The organism is Amphritea atlantica, assembly GCA_024397875.1.
Classification (GTDB): Bacteria; Pseudomonadota; Gammaproteobacteria; order Pseudomonadales; family Balneatricaceae; genus Amphritea; species Amphritea atlantica_B.
Window position 1 is genome coordinate 3,849,349 of the sequence record CP073344.1, and the last position, 22,058, is coordinate 3,871,406.

A 22,058-nucleotide genomic window follows, 5' to 3' on the forward strand; every position below is an offset into this window, starting at 1 on the left:
CCGATGGCGCGCAAAGATTACGCAAAGAAACGCAACAGCGGCACGGCAGCAAGCCGGGCGACGCGAAGCAATTCGAGGGCGAAAAGCGCGCCGGCAAAACAACCGTTTCCGCTGATACGTTCGGTTATCAGCCTGACGGTGTTAATCGGCTTCGGCTTTCTCCTGTGGCAGCTAACTTCGGTCAGGCCCGATAACAGCGATACCTCACAACCAGCAGCGACCAAAACCGCCAAAACCACTAAAGAGAGTACGGCAAAGGCCTCCAAACCGACGGCTAAAACCGCACCTGAAACAAAGCCCGCAGCATCAAAAGCAACCCAGCCGACAGCTGAACCGGCAATACCGGTCGAGGAACAGTCTGAACGGTTTGATTTCTATCAGATCCTGCCTGAAAGCGAAGTTGATACTGCCAATGTCGAACCCTATAAATCGACACCTAAAGATGCAAAATCAGCGCATACTTATATCATTCAGGCCGGTTCTTTCAAGAATCATACCGATGCGGAGCAGCTGCGGGCACGCCTTATTCTGGAAGGCCTGCCCAATGTCAAAACTCATCGGGTGACTAATAGCAATGGCAGCATCTGGTATCAGGTACTGTCCGGCCCATTCGACAACCGTTCAATGCTGAGTAAAGCCGAAGACCGTCTCGTCAGGATGAGAATTCAGCCATTAGTACGACAGATCGACTAAATCCCTGCGTCATCGGATATTCATAACCTTGAAATAACGCTCTGCGCTCCCATATCTATACTCATTGAGAATTGAGTATAGCTATTCGGGAAAACGCACCCATGACCACAATTGTTTCTGTACGTCGCGACGACCAGGTCGTTGTCGGCGGTGACGGCCAGGTTTCACTTGGCAACACCGTAATGAAAGGCACCGCCCGCAAAGTCCGCCGCCTGCCAAAGCACGATGTTATCACCGGCTTTGCCGGCAGCACCGCTGACGCGATCACCCTGCTGGATCTGTTTGAGCAGCAACTGGAGAAACATCAGGGCAATATATTCAATGCCGTGGTTAGCCTGGCGCGGGAGTGGCGCGGTGACCGGGTGCTGCGAAAGCTGGAAGCACTGATGCTGGTTGCCAACAAAGATAAAACCTACCTTATTTCCGGTAGTGGCGACATCATTGAACCCGAAGATGGAGTCATCGCCATCGGCTCCGGTGGTAACTATGCCCTGGCCGCAGCCCGGGCACTGGTCGCCAATACCGATCTTCCGGCCCGCGAAGTTGTTGAAAAGAGTCTGCTGATCGCTGCCGACATCTGTGTCTTTACCAACGCCAACCTGACCATTGAGCAGCTGCAGTCCACCGCAGCCTGAGCCTCCGAGAACAGCCAGAGAGAACTACTGATGTCCAATATGACACCCCGCGAAATTGTTTCCGAACTCGACCGGCACATCGTCGGTCAGGCCGATGCTAAACGTTCTGTAGCGATCGCTTTGCGAAACCGCTGGCGCCGCATGCAGCTGGAGCCTGAGCTGCGCGCCGAAGTATCACCGAAGAATATCCTCATGATCGGCCCCACCGGTGTCGGTAAAACTGAGATCGCCCGGCGCCTGGCAAAACTGGCTAACGCGCCCTTTATTAAGATTGAAGCCACCAAGTTTACCGAGGTCGGTTATGTAGGCCGCGATGTAGAAACGATTATCCGCGACCTGATGGATATGGCGATCAAAATGCTGCGTGAGCAGGCGATGGATAAAGTCAAATTCCGGGCCGAGGATTCCGCAGAAGAACGCATTCTTGACGCTCTGTTACCTCCCGTCCGCCCGACCAGTGTAGATGAGCAGCCAACCGGGCATAAGCCTGACAGCGCCACCCGACAACTGCTGCGTAAACAGCTACGCGAGGGTAAACTGGACGATAAAGAGATCGATATCGACCTGAGTCAGACGCCGGTCGGTGTCGAGATCATGGCTCCCCCAGGCATGGAGGAGATGACCAGCCAGCTGCAGAGCATGTTCTCGAACCTGGGCAACAGCAAAACCAAGAGCAAGCGAATGAAGGTTAAAGATGCTCTGAAACAGGTGATCGACGAAGAAGCCGCCAAGATGGTGAACGATGATGACCTGAAGCAGATGGCAATCGATGCGGTTGAGCAGAACGGTATCGTCTTCCTCGACGAGATCGATAAGGTGTGCAAACGCGAAGGCACCGGGGCGGATGTCTCCCGGGAAGGGGTACAACGGGATCTGCTGCCACTGATCGAAGGCAGCACCGTGTCCACTAAGTACGGCATGATCAAAACAGACCATATTCTGTTTATTGCATCCGGCGCGTTCCATCTGTCCAAGCCATCCGACCTGATTCCCGAACTACAGGGTCGTTTGCCAATCCGGGTTGAGCTGAAAGCACTGACGCCGGATGATTTCCGCCGCATCCTGACCGAGCCGAATGCCTCACTGACAGAGCAGTATCGGGCGTTACTGGCAACTGAGGGTGTCACCGTTGAGTATACTCAGGATGGTATCGACCGGATTGCAGAACTGGCGTACCAGGTGAATGAAAAAACTGAGAACATCGGTGCCCGTCGCCTGCATACCATGATGGAACGACTGCTGGAAGAGATCTCCTTCACGGCGGCCGACAACGCAGGTCAGAGCATCAATGTCGACCGTGCTTATGTTGATCAGTATCTGGCAGAGCTGAGCCAGGATGAAGACCTGAGCCACTATATACTGTAGACCCAACCCTTTAATCCCAGTCAGACGGAGCCACAAGGCTCCGTCACCGGAGGCTGTTATGGCTGCACCACTTCCCATAGATATCAGATTGCACATCAAGTCCAGAACCCTTGAACTGGAATACAGTGATCAGGAACGCTTTGAACTGACCGCGGAATTTTTGCGGGTTCACTCACCATCCGCCGAGGTTCGTGGCCATGGCAGAGGTAACGGTGTGCTGCAGACGGGCAAGCAACTGGTCGGCATAAAAGGGCTTGAGCCTGCGGGTAACTATGCACTCAAAATCATCTTTGATGATGGCCATGACAGCGGCCTGTACACCTGGGACTATCTCTACGACCTGTGCCAGCATCACGATAGCTACTGGAACCGTTATCTCGCAGCCCTGGCAGAAGCCGGCGCCACCCGGCACGGCAATATGATCGCCAAAGGCTAAACACTGCAACCCTTACACATCATGGGTCGCAGAATCCGGCTTTTTATTTATCCAGATCAGTTGATGACGGAAGAATAAAGACAATTGCCTGTGGCAAAGGTAGAATGCGGCAACGCGAATTATGCAGATTACAGGTTTTCTATGACTGACCAGAAAGAATCTCAGGACAAGACCCACTTCGGCTTCGAACAGGTCAAAGTCGATGAAAAGCAGGCAAAAGTTGCCGACGTTTTTCACTCGGTTGCCAGCAAGTATGACATCATGAACGACCTGATGTCCGGGGGTATCCACCGCATCTGGAAACGCCTGACTATCGAACAGAGCGGTGTCCGTCGTGGCCATAAGGTACTGGATATTGCCGGCGGCACCGGCGATCTGACGATGCGTTTCTCCCGACTGGTAGGTTCTGAGGGCAAAGTTGTTCTGGCGGATATCAATGATTCCATGCTCAGGGTTGGTCGTGACCGGCTGATGGATCGCGGTATCACCGGCAACGTCGAATTTGTTCAGGCCAACGCTGAAGCACTGCCATTTCCTGACAACACCTTCGACTGCATCACCATCGCTTTTGGCCTGCGCAATGTCACCTTTAAAGAGAAAGCGCTGGCATCGATGGCGCGGGTACTCAAGCCCGGCGGTAAAGTGATGGTGCTGGAGTTTTCCAAGACAGAAAACCCGCTACTGACCAAAGCCTACGATATCTACTCCTTCAATCTGCTGCCTAAAATCGGCAAACTGATCGCTGGCGACGAGGATAGCTACCGCTATCTGGCCGAGTCTATCCGTATGCACCCGGATCAGGAAACCCTGAAAAGGATGATGGAAGAAGCGGGTCTGACCCAGTGTAAGTACCAGAATATGACCGGCGGCGTTGTCGCCCTGCATACCGGGATCAAACCCTGACCCGCCATGACTATCGAGACGATCAACGCAACATTGCTGACCCTCGCAGAAAGTACGATTAACCGGTTACTGCTTGCCAGTCCGGAAACCGTTGACCGGCTCGGCCAGCTGGACGGCAAAGTCATTGCTATTCAGCTGACCTCCCCGGCCATTTCTCTGTCGCTGCAACCCAGCGCTTCAGGCCTGCAGATAGACCAGATAGCGCGTGACGATGCAGACGTCACACTGACTGGGACAGCCGCAGACTTTTTCCAGCTGTTAAGCGCCACAGACAACAGCCAGGCGATGTTTGGCAAAACCATTAAGCTCTCGGGCGACAGTGCTCTGGCAACGCGCTTTAGTCAGGTGATGATTGATGCAGCACTGGACTGGGAGGGCATTCTGGCGCAAACGGTGGGCGACCTGCCTGCCCATGAGCTGGCCCGACTGCTGAAATGGAAAACCAGGTTTTATCTGCAGGCTGGCCACAGCCTGGTACAGAATCTGGAAGAGTATCTGAAAGAAGAGCTGCAGCTGCTGCCAAGCCAGCCGCAACTTAAGCGCTTTTACACTGAAGTGGATAGTCTGCGTCAGGAAACCGAACGGGCAGAGGCGCGGATTGAACGGCTGCGTCGGCAACTCAAAAGCTAACGCTTCAGTCAGGTCCTCATAAAAAACACCCAACCGACACGCACCCTGCTGTTAATGCCCCTTCCATAAAGAAAGCCCATAAAGCAAGCCCGTTAAAATGGTTTTACCACCACCAACACCAGAATCGGTATAAAGATCAGCAGCGGCAACTCATTGAATAAACGGAAGTAACGCCCGCTGTTATCCAGCGTACCGGCTCGCAGTTTTCTAAGATAGACGAAACACCAGACGTGGTAACCGATCAGCAAGCCAACAAATAGCAGTTTGGCATGTAACCAGGCACCTGAGATACCGAAGCCCATCCACAGCCATAACCCGAAGCCCAGCGTAAACAGCGCCATAATTGACATAAAACCGAACAGCTTACCGGCCATAATCTCCAGCCGGGCAACCTCCTGTCCCGCTTCACGGCCCTCAACATAGTGCACAAAAATACGCGGCAGATAGAAGATACCCGCCATCCAACTGGTCATTGCCAAAATATGAAACACCTTAACCCACAACATCGTTACACTCCGTGTGCTCAGACAGCCTGAGTCTCTATTCGCAGCTGATCACCTAATTCGACTAACAGCTTGTCGCCAGGATTAACCGCACCGACTCCCGCAGGGGTTCCGGTAAGCACCACATCGCCCGGTAACAGGGTAAAATAATGGCTCATATAGGCGATCAGGGGGTAAACCTTGTTCAGCATATGGCTACTGTTGCCATTTTGGCGAATCTGGCCGTTCACCGTCAGACGAATCTGCTGATCCTGCAGATCACCCACCGCGACCGGTTCCAGAAAGGCCGACAGCGGGCAAGAACCATCGAACCCTTTAGATTTCTCCCAGGGATGCTGCTGTTGTTTCAGCTTGCTCTGCAGATCACGCAGCGTCAGGTCGAGGGCGATACCCACCCCGACAATCGCTTCGCTAACCTCGGCATGGGTAGCATTTTTAAGTGTCCGGCCAATCAGGATCGCCATCTCTGTCTCAAAATGAACCGAACCAAAATCCACCGGTACCTCAAACGATTCAGCCAGTGGCACAATAGCGGTTGAGGGCTTGATGAACAGCATCGGCGTCGTCGGAACCGGGTTATTCAGTTCCGCAGCATGGTCGGCATAGTTACGTCCGACGCAAACAACCTTACCCACGGGAAAGTTAGCTTCAGTTCCGTCTACATACTGATGTTTATACTGCATGATAATGCTCCATACCGGTTGAGCGCCTGCAACGGGGCCTGCAAAGCGGCTTACAGACCCGGTTATGTTCTTCGTTTAATGGGCTCTGATCATACCCCTGGCGTTCAGCGAGCTCAATGCCAGCGTCAGACTCAGAGTCACCAGCAGAACCATCACCGAGCCCAGCACAACGCCCTCCCAGCCCAGCCACTGCCAGAAGGGATCAAGATAAAAACCGCCACAACTGGCCCCCAGATAATAGAACACCAGGTAGAGAGAGGATGCGCTGGCCCGGGCATGGGTCGCCTGATGGCTGACCCAGCTACTGGCGCTGGAGTGGGCGAAGAAGAAACCGAAACTGTTGATAAAAAAGCCCGTCACAATCAGCGGCAAGGCGCTGCTCAGGGTTAGCAGGCTACCCGCGATAAGGATCACGATGCCCAGCTTAATACAGTTCAGCTGGCCAATTTGCTGAGCTATACGGCCCGACAATGTCGAGCCGACAGTCCCCGTCAGATAGGTCAGAAACAACAATCCAATCCAGACCGGACTCAGATGGTAGGGGGCATCAGACAAGACAAAGGTGATATAACTGTACTGATTGATAAAAATAAAGAAATTCAGCCCACCCACCAGATACACCAGCAACAATAACGGGTTTGTCAGATGATCCCGTAAGCGGGACCCCATCGCCGACAGATTAAGGACTTGCGGTGAGAACTGCCGGGATGCTGGCAACAGCCACCAGAACAGCAGCAGACAAACACAGCTGACCAGCCCCATCACCAGAAACAGATCCGCCCAGCCGAGCCAGTCGCCGATAAAACCGCCAATCAGACGACCTGATATCCCGCCCAGAGAGTTGCCGCTGATATAGAGCCCGACCGCCAGCAACAGCGCCTTACGGGAATATTCATCCCCCATATAAGCGATCGCAATAGCCGGCAGCCCGCCCAGGAATACGCCTTGCAGACCCCGCAGCAGCACCAGTGCCGTAAAGCTCTCCGCCCGGGACAGCAGCAGTGTACAGAGACACACACCGGCCATACTCACCAGCATCAGCGAGCGGCGCCCGACCGCGTCTGACAGCGGGCCATAAAAGAGCAATGAAAGCCCCAGCGTCAAAGTGGTCACGGTAAAAGACCAGCTCACTTCCAGCGTCGTGAGTGAAAACTCCTGCTGTAACTGAGGCAGTATTGGCTGAGTGACATAGACATTGGCAAAAATCATAAACGAGCCGATGCACAGAGCAAGGGTTGCCCGCCAGAACTGTTTGCTACCCGATTCGATCATTACAGCGCTCTCCGATTAGATGCTGTAAGCGTATCAGCCAACCAAAAATCACAGAAATATATAAAAATGATGATATTAATAAATTATTGTGATGATATGTCAGACAATAGGTTGCTCACTGAGCGTAATCGACACTTTTCAGACAGATCAGATAACAGGTAAACCAATGGATATCCGTTCTCTACGTTGCTTCCAGATGGTTGCCCGGGAAGCCAATTTCACCCGGGCAGCGGAACAGCTCCACCTGGCGCAGCCCGCTGTCAGCATGTCGGTTAAGCGGCTGGAAAATGAGTTAGGGCTGACCCTGTTCCATCGCAATGAGCGCCGCATCACCCTGACGGATGAGGGGGAGCGGCTGCTGCTGCATGCCGACAAGATTCTTCAGGCCGTTGCCGATGCTGAGCTGGAAATGCAGGAACTGACCGGTCTGACCCGCGGCCAGGTCCGGGTGGGTATTCCCAGTATGCTGGGGTCCTACTATCTGCCCGAACTGTTAATGGGGTTTCGCCACAGCTTTCCGGCACTGCAGCTATCGGTCGTCGAAGGGGGCACTACGCATATCCGCCGGCTGATCGAAAAGGGGGATCTGGATATCGGAATTGTCGTCGATGGCGGTGAAACGGATGAACTTGAACGGGTTCACCTGATGCAGGTGGAAACCCTCGTCTGTGTCAGTCCGGACCATCCGTTCGCGCGCAAAACCAGTGTCAGCTACCAGGCGTTTCTGGATGAAGAGCTGGTATTGTTTAAAGAGGGGTTTTTCCACCGGCAGGTCACCGAACAACTGGCCAAAGACTATCACGTGACCCCGAAGATATCCTTTGAGACCAACCTGATTCCGCTGATTCAATCGGTCGTCCGGCACGGGTTTGGCATCTCAGCCCTGCTCAAACCGGCCATCGATGATGCCCGCGACCTGATCGGGATCCCTTTTGACGAGCCGCTACTGTTTAATCTGAGCATCGCCTGGCGTCGGCAGAGTTACCTTTCCCGGGCCAACAAGGCCTTTGTCGACTATCTGCTTGAACACTCAGCGGCAACGCCTCCAAATGCGTCAAACAGGTGACAATTTCGGCAAAGCTATCTACTATAGCGCTCCCATTTATAGGAGTAATAATACCATGCTGACCGTAAACGAATACTTTGATGGTGCGGTAAAATCTATCGGCTTTGAAAATGCGGAAGGCAAAGTAACTTCCGGTGTTATGGCCGCTGGAGAATATGAATTCGGCACCTCTGAAAACGAACTGATGAAAGTTGTCAGTGGTGAACTGGTTGTCAAATTGCCCGGCAGTGACGAGTGGCAGGCGTTCCCAACCGGCACGGAGTTCCGGGTTGCAGCCAATCAGACATTCCAGCTGCAGGTTGCTCAGCCGACGGCATACATCTGTATCTATAGCTGATTCAGCACTTTAGCCGCCCAAAACATGAATCCAAATCACTCATTGTTTTCAATAGTTGATTTGGATTCATCTTCAAGTGAATAAAAATCCACCAAATCCCCCTATTGGGGCCACCCCTTTTCCCCTGACACTGTGTTAACATAGCGCCCTTTCTTTTACCGGCTAATCCGGCGATGCCTGCCACACACGGGACATTTCCACATTAAAAAGAGATCCATACCATGAGCCAAAATACCTCTCTGGAAAAAAGCAAGATCAAGATTCTGCTGCTGGAGGGCGTGCACCAGTCTGCACTGGATACCCTGAATGCGCACGGTTACACCAACATCGAATACCACACCGGCTCACTGCCAGAAGAAGAACTGCTTGAGCGCGTCAAAGACGTTCACTTTATCGGCCTTCGCTCCCGTACCCAGCTGACCGAAGAGGTTTTTGAAGCGGCGGACAAGCTGATTGCGGTAGGCTGTTTCTGTATCGGTACCAACCAGGTGAACCTCACTGCGGCGACCATGCGCGGTGTTGCGGTATTCAACGCGCCCTACTCCAACACCCGTTCCGTTGCTGAGCTGGTGATAGCCGAAGCGATTCTCCTGCTACGTGGCGTAGCCGAAAAAAATGCCAAGGCGCATCGGGGAGAATGGCAGAAATCGGCCAAAAGCTCTTACGAAATTCGTGGCAAGAAGCTGGGGATCGTGGGTTACGGCAGCATCGGCTCACAGCTGAGCGTTATTGCTGAGTCCCTGGGTATGAATGTTTTCTTCTATGACACCATCACCAAACTGCCACTGGGTAACGCCACTCAACTGGGTTCACTGAAAGAGTTGCTGAACACCTGTGATATTGTCTCGCTGCATGTGCCTGAAACACCTGCCACCAAAGATATGATGGGAGCGGCTCAGTTCGCTGAGATGAAGCAGGACTCGATCTTCCTTAACGCCGCCCGCGGCACCGTCGTGGTCATCGATGAGCTGTGCAAAGCACTGGCTGAAAAACGCCTGCTGGGGGCTGCGATTGATGTGTTCCCGGTTGAGCCGCGCTCCAATAATGATGAGTTTATCTCGCCACTGCGCGAATTCGACAATGTAATCCTGACACCTCACGTTGGCGGATCAACGCTGGAAGCGCAGGAAAACATTGGCTACGAAGTCGCCGAAAAACTGATCAAGTACAGTGATAACGGCTCCTCAATTTCCTCCGTTAACTTTCCTGAAGTGGCTCTGCCAGAGCATCCGGACGTTCACCGTCTGCTGCATGTTCACGAAAACGTCCCTGGCGTGATGAGCTCCATCAACAGCGTCTTTTCTGAGAACAACATCAACATCTCCGGCCAGTATCTGCAGACCAATGAGAACGTAGGTTATGTGGTTATCGATGTCGATGCTGATACATCCGAGGTTGCACTGGAAAAACTGAAACAGGTTAAGGGCACGATTCGCTGCCGTCGACTGTTCTGATACAGAAAGTGTTATGAAAAAGGCGGTTTCCTTCGGGAGCTGCCTTTTTTATTGCTCGATTTTATTGTCAGGTTTTATTACGCGGACGGGTTCAGTTCGACGGATTAATCTTCTGCTCAATCAGATTAAACACCTGCAACCGTATGCTCGCCTCCTCATTGACCAGGTGGTGCCGGGCTTTCTGTAACAGTTTAATTTCAAGGCCCGGATAGAGTCGTCCGATCACCCCGAGGTTGTGCCGCCACTCCACCGTGTCATCGTCAACCCCCTGAATACACAGCGGCTGAGTCGGTAAACTGCCGGATTGTTCCACCTCAGCAATCCAGCGCAACATCGCACCGATCCAGCGCACCGGAATCCGTTGATGCTGTAACGGATCCTGATAGCGCACAAAATCCAGAAAACTCTGATCCCCTGAACTGGGGCCATACGTTCTGGGCACCGAACGCAGCAGAAACCTCAGCCAGCGATACTTACTGGCGATCTCTTGCCAGCCACAAGGACGCACCAGGGGAGCCAGAAACAACTGATGCTGAACTGGCCAGTCGCGATAGCCAAACTGTAGTTGCTGCTCCATCAATATTGCCGCGCCAGTACTCTGTCCCAGCATGGCCCAGGGCGCCTTTAAGCGGTCCTGACGACTGTTAAGCAGCTCGGTCAGCTGTCTGGCATAGGTGGTGAAACAGTCAATCGAGAGGGGCTGCCCCTGAGACAACCCATGCCCCGGCAGGTCAAAGATCAGTACATCCCAACCGATCTCCAGCAGATATGAGATCAGATGACCGTACAGCCCGCTGTGATCAAAATAGCCATGCAGAACCACCACGGTTCCCCGGCTTTCATCCCGGCAACAGTAATGCTGAACAAACAGGGTACACCCCAGAACCGTTTGCCGGGTGGCAAAAAGCTTATGCCCGGCATGAAGAATAGGGTTTAACTGATAACAGTTAAGATACTCCTCCAGCATCTCGCTACCACTCACACCATCCTCATGGTTATATACCGGAAGCGTGTCGCGTAAGCATTTGGCATCTAACATCTGCATAATTACGGATTCCTTAAGTGCGCCGTCCAGTCTGATCATCAAAAAGCGCGACCCTGTCTTATAATTTAGGCCAGATTTACAACTTATTCCTTGTACCGGGTCAATTGGCGTATATAGTAAACCCCATCACCTCAAGGCACGATCTATGCGATTGCTATTTGTTTTCATTATTCTTTTCAGCCTGCAAGGCTTGGCTGCAACACCCGATCTCACTGCCGATCTCACTGCCGATCTGACGCGCCTTGAGGAGCAGCTGCAACAGTTTGAAAACGATCAGGAAAATCCCACCAGAGAAGCCTATCAGCAAGCCATAAACCACCTTCAGGAGCTCATCAGTCAGCGTCAGCAGGCGCGGAAACTGCGGCTTGAAATTGAAGCCCAGCCGCAACAACTCGACCTGGCCCGCAGCCATGCGCCGCAACCCGATTCAGACCTGCCACAAACCTTTCCCGCGGAAAGAGAGCTACAACCCCTGCTGGTGAAGGCTAAGGCACGCCTGATCGATCTGGAACAGTATCGGGATGAACTGCAACGTACCATCCGCGACAGTAATAAGCTATTGCTCAGCAAGCGGGAAGAACTGGCCGCCCTGCAACAACAACTCAACAACCTGACACAGCCCGCCACCGCTACTGCACCAACCCCCGAACGGCAAAAAGCCCGGGAGCAAGCCCGCCAGTATCAGCAAATGGCGATTGAGTCCGCTATTGAGGTCACCGAACTTGAGATTCTCGCCCTGCCCGGCCGGACAGAACTGGCCTCGCTGAATCTGCAAAACCTGCAAACGCAGATTCAAAACCACCAGGACTGGATCAACAAAGCCGAAGAACATCTGCAACAACAGGACCGTATGTCCGCAGAAGAAACCCTCAGTCAGTTCGAATCCGCCGCGACGGACACCAACCCGGTGCTGCAGCAAACCCTCAGCCGCAACTATGAAACCGCCGATATCATCCGCCAGGAACTCGCTGAAGCAGAACAAACCGCACAGCGGCGCAAGCAACTGGAACAACAGTTGCAGATTATTCAGCAGACATACCAGGCGATACAGTTACAACTGGAACTGGGTATCGGCTATACCGGTTCAGAGATTAGAAAACATATTCAGCAACTGCCAAAACCCCTGAAATCAGACAATACCAGGAACCGGCTTAAAGAGTTGCGTCTGAGCCAGCTGACCCTGAGCCAGCCGCCATCACCGGCGAAAACCACAGCTCTGACAGAACCGCAGAAAACAAAACTGAGTCAACTGAATCAGAGCCTGACTGAGCTGATCTCCGAGCAGCGCTCGCTGCAACAGAAGCTGATCAGTGAACTGTCACAGTTATTGCTGGTTCAGGAACAATTTAACGCCCAGGTTGCCGATAGCCGGACACTGTTTAATAAACACCTGCTCTGGCTACCCAGCACCGAGCCGGTATCCGCCAGATGGCCGGCGCAGATTATGAGCGGCGTGATCGTTCTGAACCAAGAGTTACCTGCTCTGCTCAGACCTTACTCAACGATGCTGGCCGACATAATAGCAATCCCATTCTGGCTGTTTCTGATCGCCCTGCCGCTGGCGCTATTCTGCCAGCGATACCTGAGGAAGCGCCAGCCCCGCTGGCGTAAGCAGATCGGCAATGTCAGTCAGGACCACATCAGCCACACCCTCCGGCCACTGTTGTATTGCCCGTTAGTCGCGCTGCCAATCCCCCTGTTTCTCTATCTGCTGGGCCGACAACTGGATGGCGATGAAACATCGGTCAGAAATCTGCTCTATGTTATTGCCTCGATCAGCTGGATCTACCTGACGGTGATGCAATGGCTGCAACAACCAGACGGCTTACTGCAGGGACAGTTCAGTCTGCCGGAACATGCCACCGCAACGCTGCGAAAACGGCTGCGCTGGTTATTCTGGATCAACTCGCCACTGATCGCCTTGCTGTTTCTGCTAGACCTGAGTACCAATGAAACCATTATTGCCGGCCCGACCCGCTTAATCCTGCTGGCCATTACTATCGGTTTTACGCTGTTCTGGATCAGTCTGTGGCGCGCCGCCCCGCGACAGCAGAAAGCGGCTGATGACGATCATTCGTGGGGCAATATCAATATCTGGATCGGCGCTATCATCGCCTTTAATGTCGCGATGGCCGGGCTGATTCTGTGGGGCTACATGCTCTCTGCCAGTATCCTGATCGGGCTGATGTTCCTGTTGATCTGTATCGGCATTCTGGCCTATCTGATCTTCCATCTGGGGCGTCGATGGCTGCTGATAGAGGAACGTAAACTGCAGTTTACCCAAACCCTGGCGCGCCGGGCCGAGATTCTTTCCGCCCGCGAGGAGCATAAAGAGACACCACCACCCCTGAATGAAAACTTTATCGATCTGCAAACCATTTCAGAGCAGGGCAATATGCTGCTGAAAACGGTCACTGCCCTGACCTTTCTCACGCTGGCATGGTTCACCCTCGGCTGGACACTCCCGGCTCTGGAAGTGCTCGATTCGGTGACACTCTGGAGCACCGGCAGCAGCGAAAACGGGGTCCTCAATTACATCACGCTCAAACAGATTATTTTTGCGCTGGCCGCCCTGAGTGTGACGTTTATCGCCGCACGCAACCTCCCCGGGCTTTTAGAGTTGCTGGTACTGAACTATCTGCCACTGCCCCCCGGCACCAGCTTTGCGGTCTCTACCCTGCTGAAGTACAGCCTCTATATCATCGGTCTGATCAGTTTTCTTAACTTTCTCGGACTGGAGTGGGGCAAGCTGCAGTGGCTGGTTGCGGCTCTGGGCGTCGGTCTGGGTTTCGGGTTACAGGAGATCGTCGCTAACTTTGTCTCCGGCCTGATTATCCTGTTTGAAAAACCGGTGCGTATCGGCGATACCGTCACCATTGGCGGCGTCACCGGCACTGTCAACCGGATCCATATCCGGGCGACCACTATCACCGACTGGGACCGCAAGGAGGTGATCATCCCCAATAAAACCTTCATCACGGACCAGTTGATCAACTGGTCACTGACCGACGCAATCACCCGCATCGTGATCCCCGTCGGGGTCGCTTATGGATCCGATACCGAGCTGGTGACAAAACTATTGCTGCAGGTGGCCGAGGAAAATGAAAATGTCCTGACAGAGCCATCGCCTCAGGCCTTTTTCCTGGCATTCGGAAACAGTACACTGGACTTTGAACTACGCGCTCATATCAGCGCGATGGATAAACGCAACCAGGCACTGCATGAACTTCACGGCGCGATTGACCGGCTGTTCCGGGCGCACAATATCGAGATCGCATTCCCGCAGATGGACCTGCATCTGCGCAGCAATGACAGCGATGAGCGTTCCGACAAAAATGATAAAGAATAAGCACGTTTTTACAGGGATGAGAGGAATTAAGGCATGAGTGAACACCTGAACCGAAAACTACTGCATCAGTGCCAGATCGCGGTGCGCTGGGGGGATATGGATGCCTACGGACATGTCAATAACGCCCTCTATATGCGCTATCTGGAAGAAGCCCGGGTTCAGTTTCTGGCGGATATCGGCGCCGCGATGAGCGGCAACGGCACCGATCCGGTGATTATCAATGTTGGCTGCACCTTCCTGAGGCCGGTCAGTTATCCCGCCACGATGATAATAAAAAGCTATGTCGGAGAGATCGGCCGTAGCAGCTTCATGGTCTGGTATGAACTGAGCACCACCGATAATCCCGATCAGCTTTGCAGTGAGGGTTATTCAAAAGTGGTCTGGATGGATCATCAGACGGGTCGCTCCGTGCCCCTGCCAGAGACGATTCGTACCGCTATCTCATAAAACCGTAACAAGGAGCTAAACGCGAATGAGTGAAGTAATTGAAGTGCAAAAGAGTAATGGCAGCAATGCCAAAGTTGTCTACATCCTCTATCTGGTCAGCCTGATTGTAGGTGTCACCGGTATCGTCGGACTGATCATGGCCTATGTGTATAAAGCCGATGCCCCCGACTGGCTGAAAACCCACTACCAGTGGCAGATCCGGACCTTCTGGCTGGGCCTGCTCTACACCGTTATCGGTCTGATCACCACCATGCTTCTGATCGGCTATCTGATCCTGTTGTTCAATCTGATCTGGTTTATCATCCGCTGCGTCAAGGGTCTCAGCGCTCTGGAGAAACAGCGTCCCTTGCCTGAACCCACCAGCTGGCTGTTCTGAGCGTTACAACACAACGTTTTCACTCAAAGAGCTGCCCTCCGGCAGCTTTTTTGTGTCTGCCAATCACCCGCGGCAATGCCTTTCAGCCACATTCCACAATGTGAAATGAATACCTGCCTCAAACAGGGTATAAGCTTCATACTTTAGCATTGCTCAGGGGCGACAGCGTTTGTAAAGTGCGATATTGTTGCAACGCACAAGCCACAATAGCTGCAGCGCTGATAGGAGCCACGGCTATTGCGGCATACAAAAAAGACCTGGTCCGGTTGCCTCGCGCCGGATACGGGACGATTACAATGAGGCAGTAAATTATGAGTCAACGGATACAAACGGGCGGCCTGCAGGTTGCTGAAGCTCTCTACAACTTTGTTACCCAGCAGGTACTTCCGGGCACCGGCGTGACCGAAGAGCAGTTCTGGTCAGGTCTGGACGCTATCGTGCATGATCTAGCGCCGAAAAACCGCACGTTGCTGGCAAAGCGTGATGCTATTCAGGAACAGATCGATAGCTGGCATCGCCAAAACCGTGCTGACGGCTTTGATTTTGCCGCGTATAAATCATTCCTTCAGGAGATCGGATATCTGCTCCCCGAAGGTGAAGACTTCTCTGCCACTACCAGCAATGTTGATCCGGAAATGGCCACCATGGCGGGTCCGCAGCTGGTTGTACCGGTGATGAACGCCCGTTTCGCACTGAATGCCGCCAATGCCCGCTGGGGCAGCCTGTATGATGCCCTGTATGGCACCGATGCGATCGCTACAACCGATGGCGCGGAGATTACCGCAGGCTACAACCCGGTGCGTGGCGCTAAGGTTATCGAATTCGCCCGCAATGTGCTCAACGAAGCTGCCCCGCTGGCGGATGCCTGCCATAAAGACTCCGTCCGCTACAGCATTACTGATGGCAAACTGACTGTCACGCTGACCAACGGCAGCGAAACCGGCCTGCAGGATCCGTCGCAGCTGATCGGCTATAACGGCGATGCAGAATCACCCAACTCAATCCTGCTGAAACATAACGGCCTGCATCTGGACGTTAAAGTCGACCGCAGCAGCCAGATCGGTTCAACCGATGCCGCCGGTATCAGCGACATTATCGTTGAAGCGGCGCTGACAGCGATTATGGACTGCGAAGATTCAGTCGCGGCGGTGGATGCTGAAGATAAAGTCATCGCCTATAAAAACTGGCTCGGGCTGATGAAGGGCGACCTGACTGAAGAGGTGAGCAAAGGCGGCAAAACCTTCACCCGCCGCATGAACCCTGACCGTAAATATACCGGTGTCGATGGCGCTGAAGTAAGCCTCAAGGGCCGCAGCCTGATGTTTGTCCGCAACGTGGGTCACCTGATGACCAACAATGCCATTCTGGACAAAGAGGGGAATGAGATCCCTGAGGGTATCCTCGACGGCATGATCACCAGCCTGATCTCAATCCACGATGTCAAAGGTAACGGTCAGTTCAGCAACACCACCACCGGCTCTATGTATATCGTTAAACCGAAGATGCACGGACCGGAAGAGGTAGCCTTCGCTAACGAACTGTTCGGCCGTATCGAAGACGCTCTGGGGCTGGAACGCTTCACCCTGAAAATGGGCATCATGGATGAAGAACGCCGTACCACCGTCAACCTGAAAGAGTGTATCCGCGCCGCCAAAGAGCGGGTGGTGTTTATCAACACCGGCTTCCTTGATCGCACCGGCGACGAGATCCACACCTCCATGGAAGCGGGCCCGATGATTCGCAAGGGCGAAATGAAAGCCGCTGCCTGGATCGGCGCTTACGAAGACTGGAACGTTGATAACGGTCTGGCCTGTGGCCTGCAGGGCCGCGCCCAGATCGGTAAGGGTATGTGGGCGATCCCGGATCAGATGGCCAACATGCTCGACGCCAAGATCGGTCATCCGCTATCCGGTGCCAATACCGCCTGGGTACCCTCGCCAACGGCTGCCGCACTGCACGCACTGCACTATCATAAGGTGGATGTATTCGCCCGTCAGGATGAGCTGAAGAGCCGTCCTCGCGCGAATCTGGACGACATTCTGACCGTTCCGGTTGCCACTGATCCAAACTGGTCTGCCGAAGAGATTCAGAACGAGCTGGACAACAATGCCCAGGGTATCCTGGGTTACGTGGTTCGCTGGGTCGATCAGGGCGTGGGCTGTTCTAAAGTGCCTGACATCAATAATGTCGGCCTGATGGAAGACCGTGCAACCCTGCGGATCTCCAGCCAGCATATCGCTAACTGGCTGCACCACGGTATCTGCTCTGAAGCGCAAGTGATGGAAACAATGCAGCGGATGGCTGCGGTGGTTGACCAGCAGAATGCTGGCGATCCCCTGTACCGTCCGATGGCGCCCGACTTCGACGACAGTGTCGCCTTCCAGGCAGCTCTGGAACTGGTGATTCAGGGACGCGTTCAGCCAAACGGCTATACCGAACCGGTTCTGCATCGCCGCCGCCTTGAAGCCAAGGCTAAATTTGCCAGTTAAGCTTTAAGCCTTAAAAAAACCGCGCCCGGCGCGGTTTAATGAGATGGTTCCCCTCGCTTTTAACCAGCTATGCTGGAAAGGCGACGAAACCAACAAGGAGAACCATCTCATGTCTATCAAAGTCCTTGGAATCGATTTAGGCAAGTCTTCTTTTCATTTAATTGGTCGTGATTCTCACGATAAGCAAGTCTGCAAAAAGAAACTCTCTCGTCATCAGCTCATTACTTTTATAGCACAACTACCGCCATGCATTATTGCGTTTGAAGCATGCGGTGGCGCGCACTGGTTAGGCCGTCTCTGCATGAGTTATGGTCACGACGTCCGATTAATCCCGCCTCAATATGTTAAACCTTTTGTTAAAGGTAATAAAAACGACTTCATTGATGCGCAAGCGATTACTGAGGCGGCAGGTCGTCCGGATATGCGGTTTGTCGCAGTGAAGTCAGTTGACGCACAAAGTCAGGTAGTCGTACATCGAGTACGTGAAGGCTTCGTAGCGGAGCGCACAGCTTGTATGTCACGTATTGGCGCGCTGTTATTGGAATTCGGTTTATCCCTTCCACGTGGTCACTCAGCGATGAAAAAGCTGTTTTCATGGCTAAGCACACAAAAAGTTACACTATGCCCAGCCATCATAGGTGAGCTTCAAGTGATGCATGATCACTACCGCTACTTAAATGAGCAAATAGCCGAACAAGATATAAAAATCGTTAGGCAGGTTAAGCAAAGCAGTCGTTGCCAGCTACTAAAAACCGTTCCTGGTATTGGTGATATGACTGCAAGCCAATTAGCAGCAGAAGTGGGCAATGCTCATCAGTTTAAAAGCGGTCGAGAAATGGCTGCTTGGTTAGGGTTGGTGCCGCGGCAATATTCGACAGGAGGGAGGTCGAAGTTATTAGGTATTAGTAAGCGTGGAAATAAACGCCTTAGATGCTTATTAGTGCACGGAGCCAGAGCGATCCTATCACGATTGGATAACTATCGGGGGCCGATGTATGACTGGCTAAGAAAGCTGAGAGCAAGTAAATCATTTAATACGGTCTGTATTGCTCTGGCAAACAAGCTGTCACGAATAGCGTATGCTGTTTTAAGCAAGAATGAGCCTTACCAGTCACAGCAGGTTTAATCAGGTTTGCAATAACAGAGCGTGATGATGAAAAGGGTTGACCGTCCGGGTAGTAAACCTGTCACAAAAAACAGCTGTTATAAGCTGTCGGTTTTTTAAGGGCTATCTGGCGCGGATGCTCATCGTGGAGCAGGAATGAAACATTCCTAATTAAAGACTCCGAATACATTAGCGCAAAACCACCTCATGATCACAAATCTGTGTTGCAATCATGAGGGGAACCATACATTTTTGTGCCTCAAGCAGGGCCCTGCTGAGCGCTCAGATAGGGAGCAACATTCGCCATCATCCGCTCGACGTAGCTGTCTTTCTCGCCCACCGGCGCAACATAATGCATCGTCTCCTGTGCCACCGTGACGCCTTCTAGTCGGGCCAGTACCCAGCAGGCCAGATACTGCGATGCCAGACAACCACCGGCACTGGCGACATTATCCCGGGCGAAAAAGGCCTGATTCAGAACCTCAACACCGGCTTCCCGCACCCAGGGTGCCGTGGTCAAATCGGTGCAGGCGGGCACACCATTGAGCAGTCCCAACTGCGCCAGCAACAATGCACCGGAGCACTGCGCACCGATTAACTGCCGCTGCGGGTCTAACTGAAGCTGCGACATAATGGTGTCATCGGCCACCACCGCACGGGTTTTCATACCGCTGCCAATCAGTACGACATCGGCATTGTTCGCCTCGCTAAGCGGGATATGGCGCTCTAAGACCAGCCCATTCATCGACTCGACCCGCGCCGTGGGACTGGCGATGGATACCCGCCAGTCCGATCGTTTTACCCGATTCAGAAGCCCCAGAGCGATCAGGGAATCCAGCTCATTGAAGCCATCAAAGGTCAGAATAGCAATATGCATCGTGCCACCTTATGCAATCATAAAATCTTAAAAAATAACTGCACCCATGGCTGAGAAGACACCCATCAGGTCAGTTGCTTAGTCCCATTGTATGGACTAAATTCATGACAATAAAAAAATTGTCATGGATACATCTGAAGATGCCCCGCGCACGTTATAAACATCTGGTGGATAAGTTTGCCCACGAAATTCGTTCAGGCACCCTGCCTCCGGGAACTCAGTTGCCGACACACCGGCAGCTCGCGATGCGGGAAGGACTGGCGCTGGTCACCGCAACCCGGGTGTATGCAGAGCTGGAACGGATGGGGCTGGTCAGCGGCGAAACCGGCCGCGGAACCTTTGTCAGAGAAACCGCTGTGCCGCTGGGCCACGGTATCGATCAGCCCCCGGCGACAGAGGGGATGATCGATCTCAACTTCAACTCTCCTTCCCTGCCGGGTCAGACTGAGATGCTGCGCAAAGCCCTGCGACAGATAGCAGTATCCGGCGATCTTGAAGCTCTGCTGCATTATCAGCCTCATGGGGGACGCAAGCATGAACGATCCGTGATTGCCCGCCACCTAGAAGCCCGGGGGCTGAGCGTCGATGCCGACAATGTACTGATCGTCAGCGGGGCGCAGCAGGGTCTGGCGGCCTCGGTGATGTCGCTGCTCAATCCAGGAGATGTGGTTGCCGTGGATGCGCTGACCTATTCCGGCTTCAAAGCACTGGCAGAGGTACATCGACTGGAACTGGTGCCGGTTGCCATTCAGGATGAGGGTCCCGACCTGCAGGCACTGGAACAACTGTGCCGCACCCGACGGATTAAAGCGGTTTACACCATGCCCACACTACACAACCCGCTGGGATGGGTTATGGATGCAGGACAGCGGCAGCAGCTGGTCGCAATCGCCCGTCGGCACAACCTGCTGATCATTGAAGATGCAGCCTATGCCTTTCTGGCCGAAAATCCCCCGCCCCCCTTAATCACCCTGGCCCCCGAACTGACGGTCTATGTGTCCGGACTGTCCAAAAGTGTTGCCACCGGCTTGCGCATCGGTTTTATCGTTGCACCCGATCGCTGGGTGCCACTGATCGAGCGCACCATCCGCGCTACCACCTGGAACACGCCGGGCCTGATGACCGCCATCGCCTGTGGCTGGATTGAGGATGGCACCGTAGCCCGCCTGGAAACGGAGAAACGCAGGGATGCCCGGGCCCGTCAGACGATAGCCAGAGAGGTACTCGCCGGACTGGATTACGTCGCTCACCCGGCATCCTACTTTCTCTGGCTGCGCCTTCCCGAGGAGGCCCGGGCCGATCAGGTTGTCATGACACTGATCAAAGCCAATATCTCGGTGTCCACCGCCGAACCTTTCTGCATCGCTGGGCATACCCCGCACGCCATCCGGCTGGCACTGGGATCGGTCGATCTGAACACCCTGCAAGCCGCCTTAACCCAGGTCCGCGAGGTGGTCGGGCACTATCTGTATTAACGCTTTTCCGTTGGCCTCCGCGGGGCGAAAGATTACACTGGCACTATGACACAAGCACTGATCGACTTTATCCACAGCCACCCCCGGCTGTTTATCCTCACCGGCGCCGGCTGCAGCACCGCATCCGGCATTCCCGATTACCGGGATCATAATGGCCAGTGGAAACGCCAGCCGCCGGTGCAACATCGCGACTTTATCACCCGCCTCGCCACCCGCCAGCGTTTCTGGGCCCGCAGCCTGATCGGCTGGCCGCTGATGGCCAATGCCCGGCCCAACGACGTGCATACAAGCCTGCAGCGATTAGAAGAGAAAGGCTATTGCCAGCAACTGGTGACTCAGAATGTCGACCGGCTACATCAGCTGGCCGGTCAGCAACGGGTGATCGATCTCCATGGCCGCTCAGATCAGGTGATCTGCATGGATTGCCATGCGCTGCATGCGCGCAACAGCATTCATCAACAGATGGCCGATGAAAATCCCGCTTTCGCTCACTACACGGCCACGGCGGCGCCGGACGGTGATGCCGATCTGGAGGGCATCGACTTCAGCCGCTTCAGGGTGACAGACTGTCCCGCCTGTGGCGGCATGCTGAAGCCAAATGTGGTTTTCTTCGGCGATAATGTCCCCAAAGAGCGGGTCTTCAGCGCCCTGGACAGTCTCCGGCAAGCGGATGCGCTGCTGGTGGTCGGCTCCTCACTGATGGTGTACTCCGGTTTCCGCTTCTGCAAACAGGCAGCACAACTGAATATCCCTATTGCGGCGATTACCCGCGGCAAAACCCGGGCCGATGAACTCCTCAGCCTGAAACTGGATGGCGATATCAGCGCCTTTCTGCAGCCCGGCGCTCGCGCACTGCCCCCTTTAACCGCTGAGTAAAGCTCACCGGCCACGATCACTTCAGGGCAGCGATAAACATCC

21 protein-coding genes are annotated in these 22,058 nt (G+C 53.8%); 16 read left to right on the forward strand and 5 right to left on the reverse strand.

The genetic code is table 11. The annotated features are described in order from the left end of the window. Positions 1-3 precede the first annotated feature (3 nt). The 6 genes from KDX31_17775 to KDX31_17800 all read left to right on the forward strand — a co-directional run bounded on the left by KDX31_17775 (position 4) and on the right by KDX31_17800 (position 4,662). On the forward strand, positions 4-693 hold the full coding sequence (locus KDX31_17775) for an SPOR domain-containing protein (GenBank protein ID UTW03151.1): 690 nt from the start codon (positions 4-6) through the stop codon (positions 691-693). A gap of 101 nt (positions 694-794) precedes the next feature. Then, positions 795-1,328 carry an ATP-dependent protease subunit HslV gene (hslV, locus tag KDX31_17780; GenBank protein UTW03152.1) on the forward strand — a complete coding sequence of 178 codons (534 nt, stop codon included), beginning with the start codon at positions 795-797 and terminating at the stop codon, positions 1,326-1,328. A 30-nt stretch (positions 1,329-1,358) separates the two neighbouring features. After that, positions 1,359-2,693 carry an ATP-dependent protease ATPase subunit HslU gene (gene hslU / locus KDX31_17785; GenBank protein ID UTW03153.1) on the forward strand — a complete coding sequence of 445 codons (1,335 nt, stop codon included), beginning with the start codon at positions 1,359-1,361 and terminating at the stop codon, positions 2,691-2,693. Between the two features lie 58 nt (positions 2,694-2,751). Continuing rightward, positions 2,752-3,129 carry a DUF971 domain-containing protein gene (locus KDX31_17790; GenBank protein ID UTW03154.1) on the forward strand — a complete coding sequence of 126 codons (378 nt, stop codon included), beginning with the start codon at positions 2,752-2,754 and terminating at the stop codon, positions 3,127-3,129. A 141-nt stretch (positions 3,130-3,270) separates the two neighbouring features. Beyond that, positions 3,271-4,032, forward strand: a complete 762-nt coding sequence (ubiE, locus tag KDX31_17795) for a bifunctional demethylmenaquinone methyltransferase/2-methoxy-6-polyprenyl-1,4-benzoquinol methylase UbiE (GenBank protein UTW03155.1) — start codon at positions 3,271-3,273, stop codon at positions 4,030-4,032. 6 nt (positions 4,033-4,038) lie between these two features. Next, positions 4,039-4,662, forward strand: a complete 624-nt coding sequence (locus KDX31_17800) for an SCP2 sterol-binding domain-containing protein (GenBank protein UTW03156.1) — start codon at positions 4,039-4,041, stop codon at positions 4,660-4,662. A 92-nt stretch (positions 4,663-4,754) separates the two neighbouring features. Here KDX31_17800 and KDX31_17805 read toward each other — a convergent pair whose 3' ends face one another. From KDX31_17805 to KDX31_17815, 3 genes are all read right to left on the reverse strand, one after another. After that, complete coding sequence (locus KDX31_17805; GenBank protein UTW03157.1) at positions 4,755-5,168, reverse strand: CopD family protein; 414 nt, start codon at positions 5,166-5,168, stop codon at positions 4,755-4,757. A gap of 17 nt (positions 5,169-5,185) precedes the next feature. Continuing rightward, positions 5,186-5,848: a fumarylacetoacetate hydrolase family protein gene (locus tag KDX31_17810; GenBank protein UTW03158.1), complete on the reverse strand. Its 663-nt coding sequence runs from the start codon at positions 5,846-5,848 to the stop codon at positions 5,186-5,188. A gap of 75 nt (positions 5,849-5,923) precedes the next feature. Further along, positions 5,924-7,120: an MFS transporter gene (locus KDX31_17815; protein UTW03159.1), complete on the reverse strand. Its 1,197-nt coding sequence runs from the start codon at positions 7,118-7,120 to the stop codon at positions 5,924-5,926. A 166-nt stretch (positions 7,121-7,286) separates the two neighbouring features. On the opposite strand from KDX31_17815, the gene KDX31_17820 reads away from it, so the two are divergent. The 3 genes from KDX31_17820 to serA all read left to right on the forward strand — a co-directional run bounded on the left by KDX31_17820 (position 7,287) and on the right by serA (position 9,977). After that, positions 7,287-8,186, forward strand: a complete 900-nt coding sequence (locus KDX31_17820; protein ID UTW03160.1) for a LysR family transcriptional regulator — start codon at positions 7,287-7,289, stop codon at positions 8,184-8,186. A 55-nt stretch (positions 8,187-8,241) separates the two neighbouring features. After that, the gene (locus tag KDX31_17825) at positions 8,242-8,523 is read left to right on the forward strand and encodes a pyrimidine/purine nucleoside phosphorylase (GenBank protein UTW03161.1); all 282 of its coding nucleotides are present in this window, start codon (positions 8,242-8,244) and stop codon (positions 8,521-8,523) included. 221 nt (positions 8,524-8,744) lie between these two features. Next, the gene (gene serA / locus KDX31_17830) at positions 8,745-9,977 is read left to right on the forward strand and encodes a phosphoglycerate dehydrogenase (GenBank protein ID UTW03162.1); all 1,233 of its coding nucleotides are present in this window, start codon (positions 8,745-8,747) and stop codon (positions 9,975-9,977) included. Positions 9,978-10,068: 91 nt separating this feature from the next. Here serA and KDX31_17835 read toward each other — a convergent pair whose 3' ends face one another. Continuing rightward, on the reverse strand, positions 10,069-11,022 hold the full coding sequence (locus KDX31_17835) for an alpha/beta hydrolase (GenBank protein UTW03163.1): 954 nt from the start codon (positions 11,020-11,022) through the stop codon (positions 10,069-10,071). A gap of 145 nt (positions 11,023-11,167) precedes the next feature. Here KDX31_17835 and KDX31_17840 point away from each other — a divergent pair, with 145 nt between their 5' ends. From KDX31_17840 to KDX31_17860, 5 genes are all read left to right on the forward strand, one after another. After that, the gene (locus KDX31_17840) at positions 11,168-14,371 is read left to right on the forward strand and encodes a mechanosensitive ion channel (protein ID UTW03164.1); all 3,204 of its coding nucleotides are present in this window, start codon (positions 11,168-11,170) and stop codon (positions 14,369-14,371) included. Between the two features lie 33 nt (positions 14,372-14,404). Further along, complete coding sequence (locus KDX31_17845) at positions 14,405-14,818, forward strand: acyl-CoA thioesterase (GenBank protein ID UTW03165.1); 414 nt, start codon at positions 14,405-14,407, stop codon at positions 14,816-14,818. 25 nt (positions 14,819-14,843) lie between these two features. Beyond that, the gene (locus KDX31_17850) at positions 14,844-15,194 is read left to right on the forward strand and encodes a hypothetical protein (protein ID UTW03166.1); all 351 of its coding nucleotides are present in this window, start codon (positions 14,844-14,846) and stop codon (positions 15,192-15,194) included. Positions 15,195-15,505: 311 nt separating this feature from the next. Then, positions 15,506-17,683: a malate synthase G gene (locus KDX31_17855; protein ID UTW03167.1), complete on the forward strand. Its 2,178-nt coding sequence runs from the start codon at positions 15,506-15,508 to the stop codon at positions 17,681-17,683. A gap of 109 nt (positions 17,684-17,792) precedes the next feature. Beyond that, positions 17,793-18,809, forward strand: a complete 1,017-nt coding sequence (locus KDX31_17860) for an IS110 family transposase (GenBank protein ID UTW03168.1) — start codon at positions 17,793-17,795, stop codon at positions 18,807-18,809. A 238-nt stretch (positions 18,810-19,047) separates the two neighbouring features. On the opposite strand, the gene KDX31_17865 is transcribed toward KDX31_17860, so the two are convergent. Continuing rightward, positions 19,048-19,665: a DJ-1/PfpI family protein gene (locus tag KDX31_17865; GenBank protein ID UTW03169.1), complete on the reverse strand. Its 618-nt coding sequence runs from the start codon at positions 19,663-19,665 to the stop codon at positions 19,048-19,050. Between the two features lie 140 nt (positions 19,666-19,805). On the opposite strand from KDX31_17865, the gene KDX31_17870 reads away from it, so the two are divergent. Both KDX31_17870 and KDX31_17875 read left to right on the forward strand, forming a co-directional pair. After that, complete coding sequence (locus KDX31_17870) at positions 19,806-21,140, forward strand: PLP-dependent aminotransferase family protein (protein UTW05443.1); 1,335 nt, start codon at positions 19,806-19,808, stop codon at positions 21,138-21,140. Between the two features lie 45 nt (positions 21,141-21,185). Next, positions 21,186-22,016, forward strand: coding sequence for an NAD-dependent protein deacetylase (locus KDX31_17875; protein UTW03170.1), 831 nt, complete (start codon positions 21,186-21,188; stop codon positions 22,014-22,016). Positions 22,017-22,058: the final 42 nt, after the last annotated feature.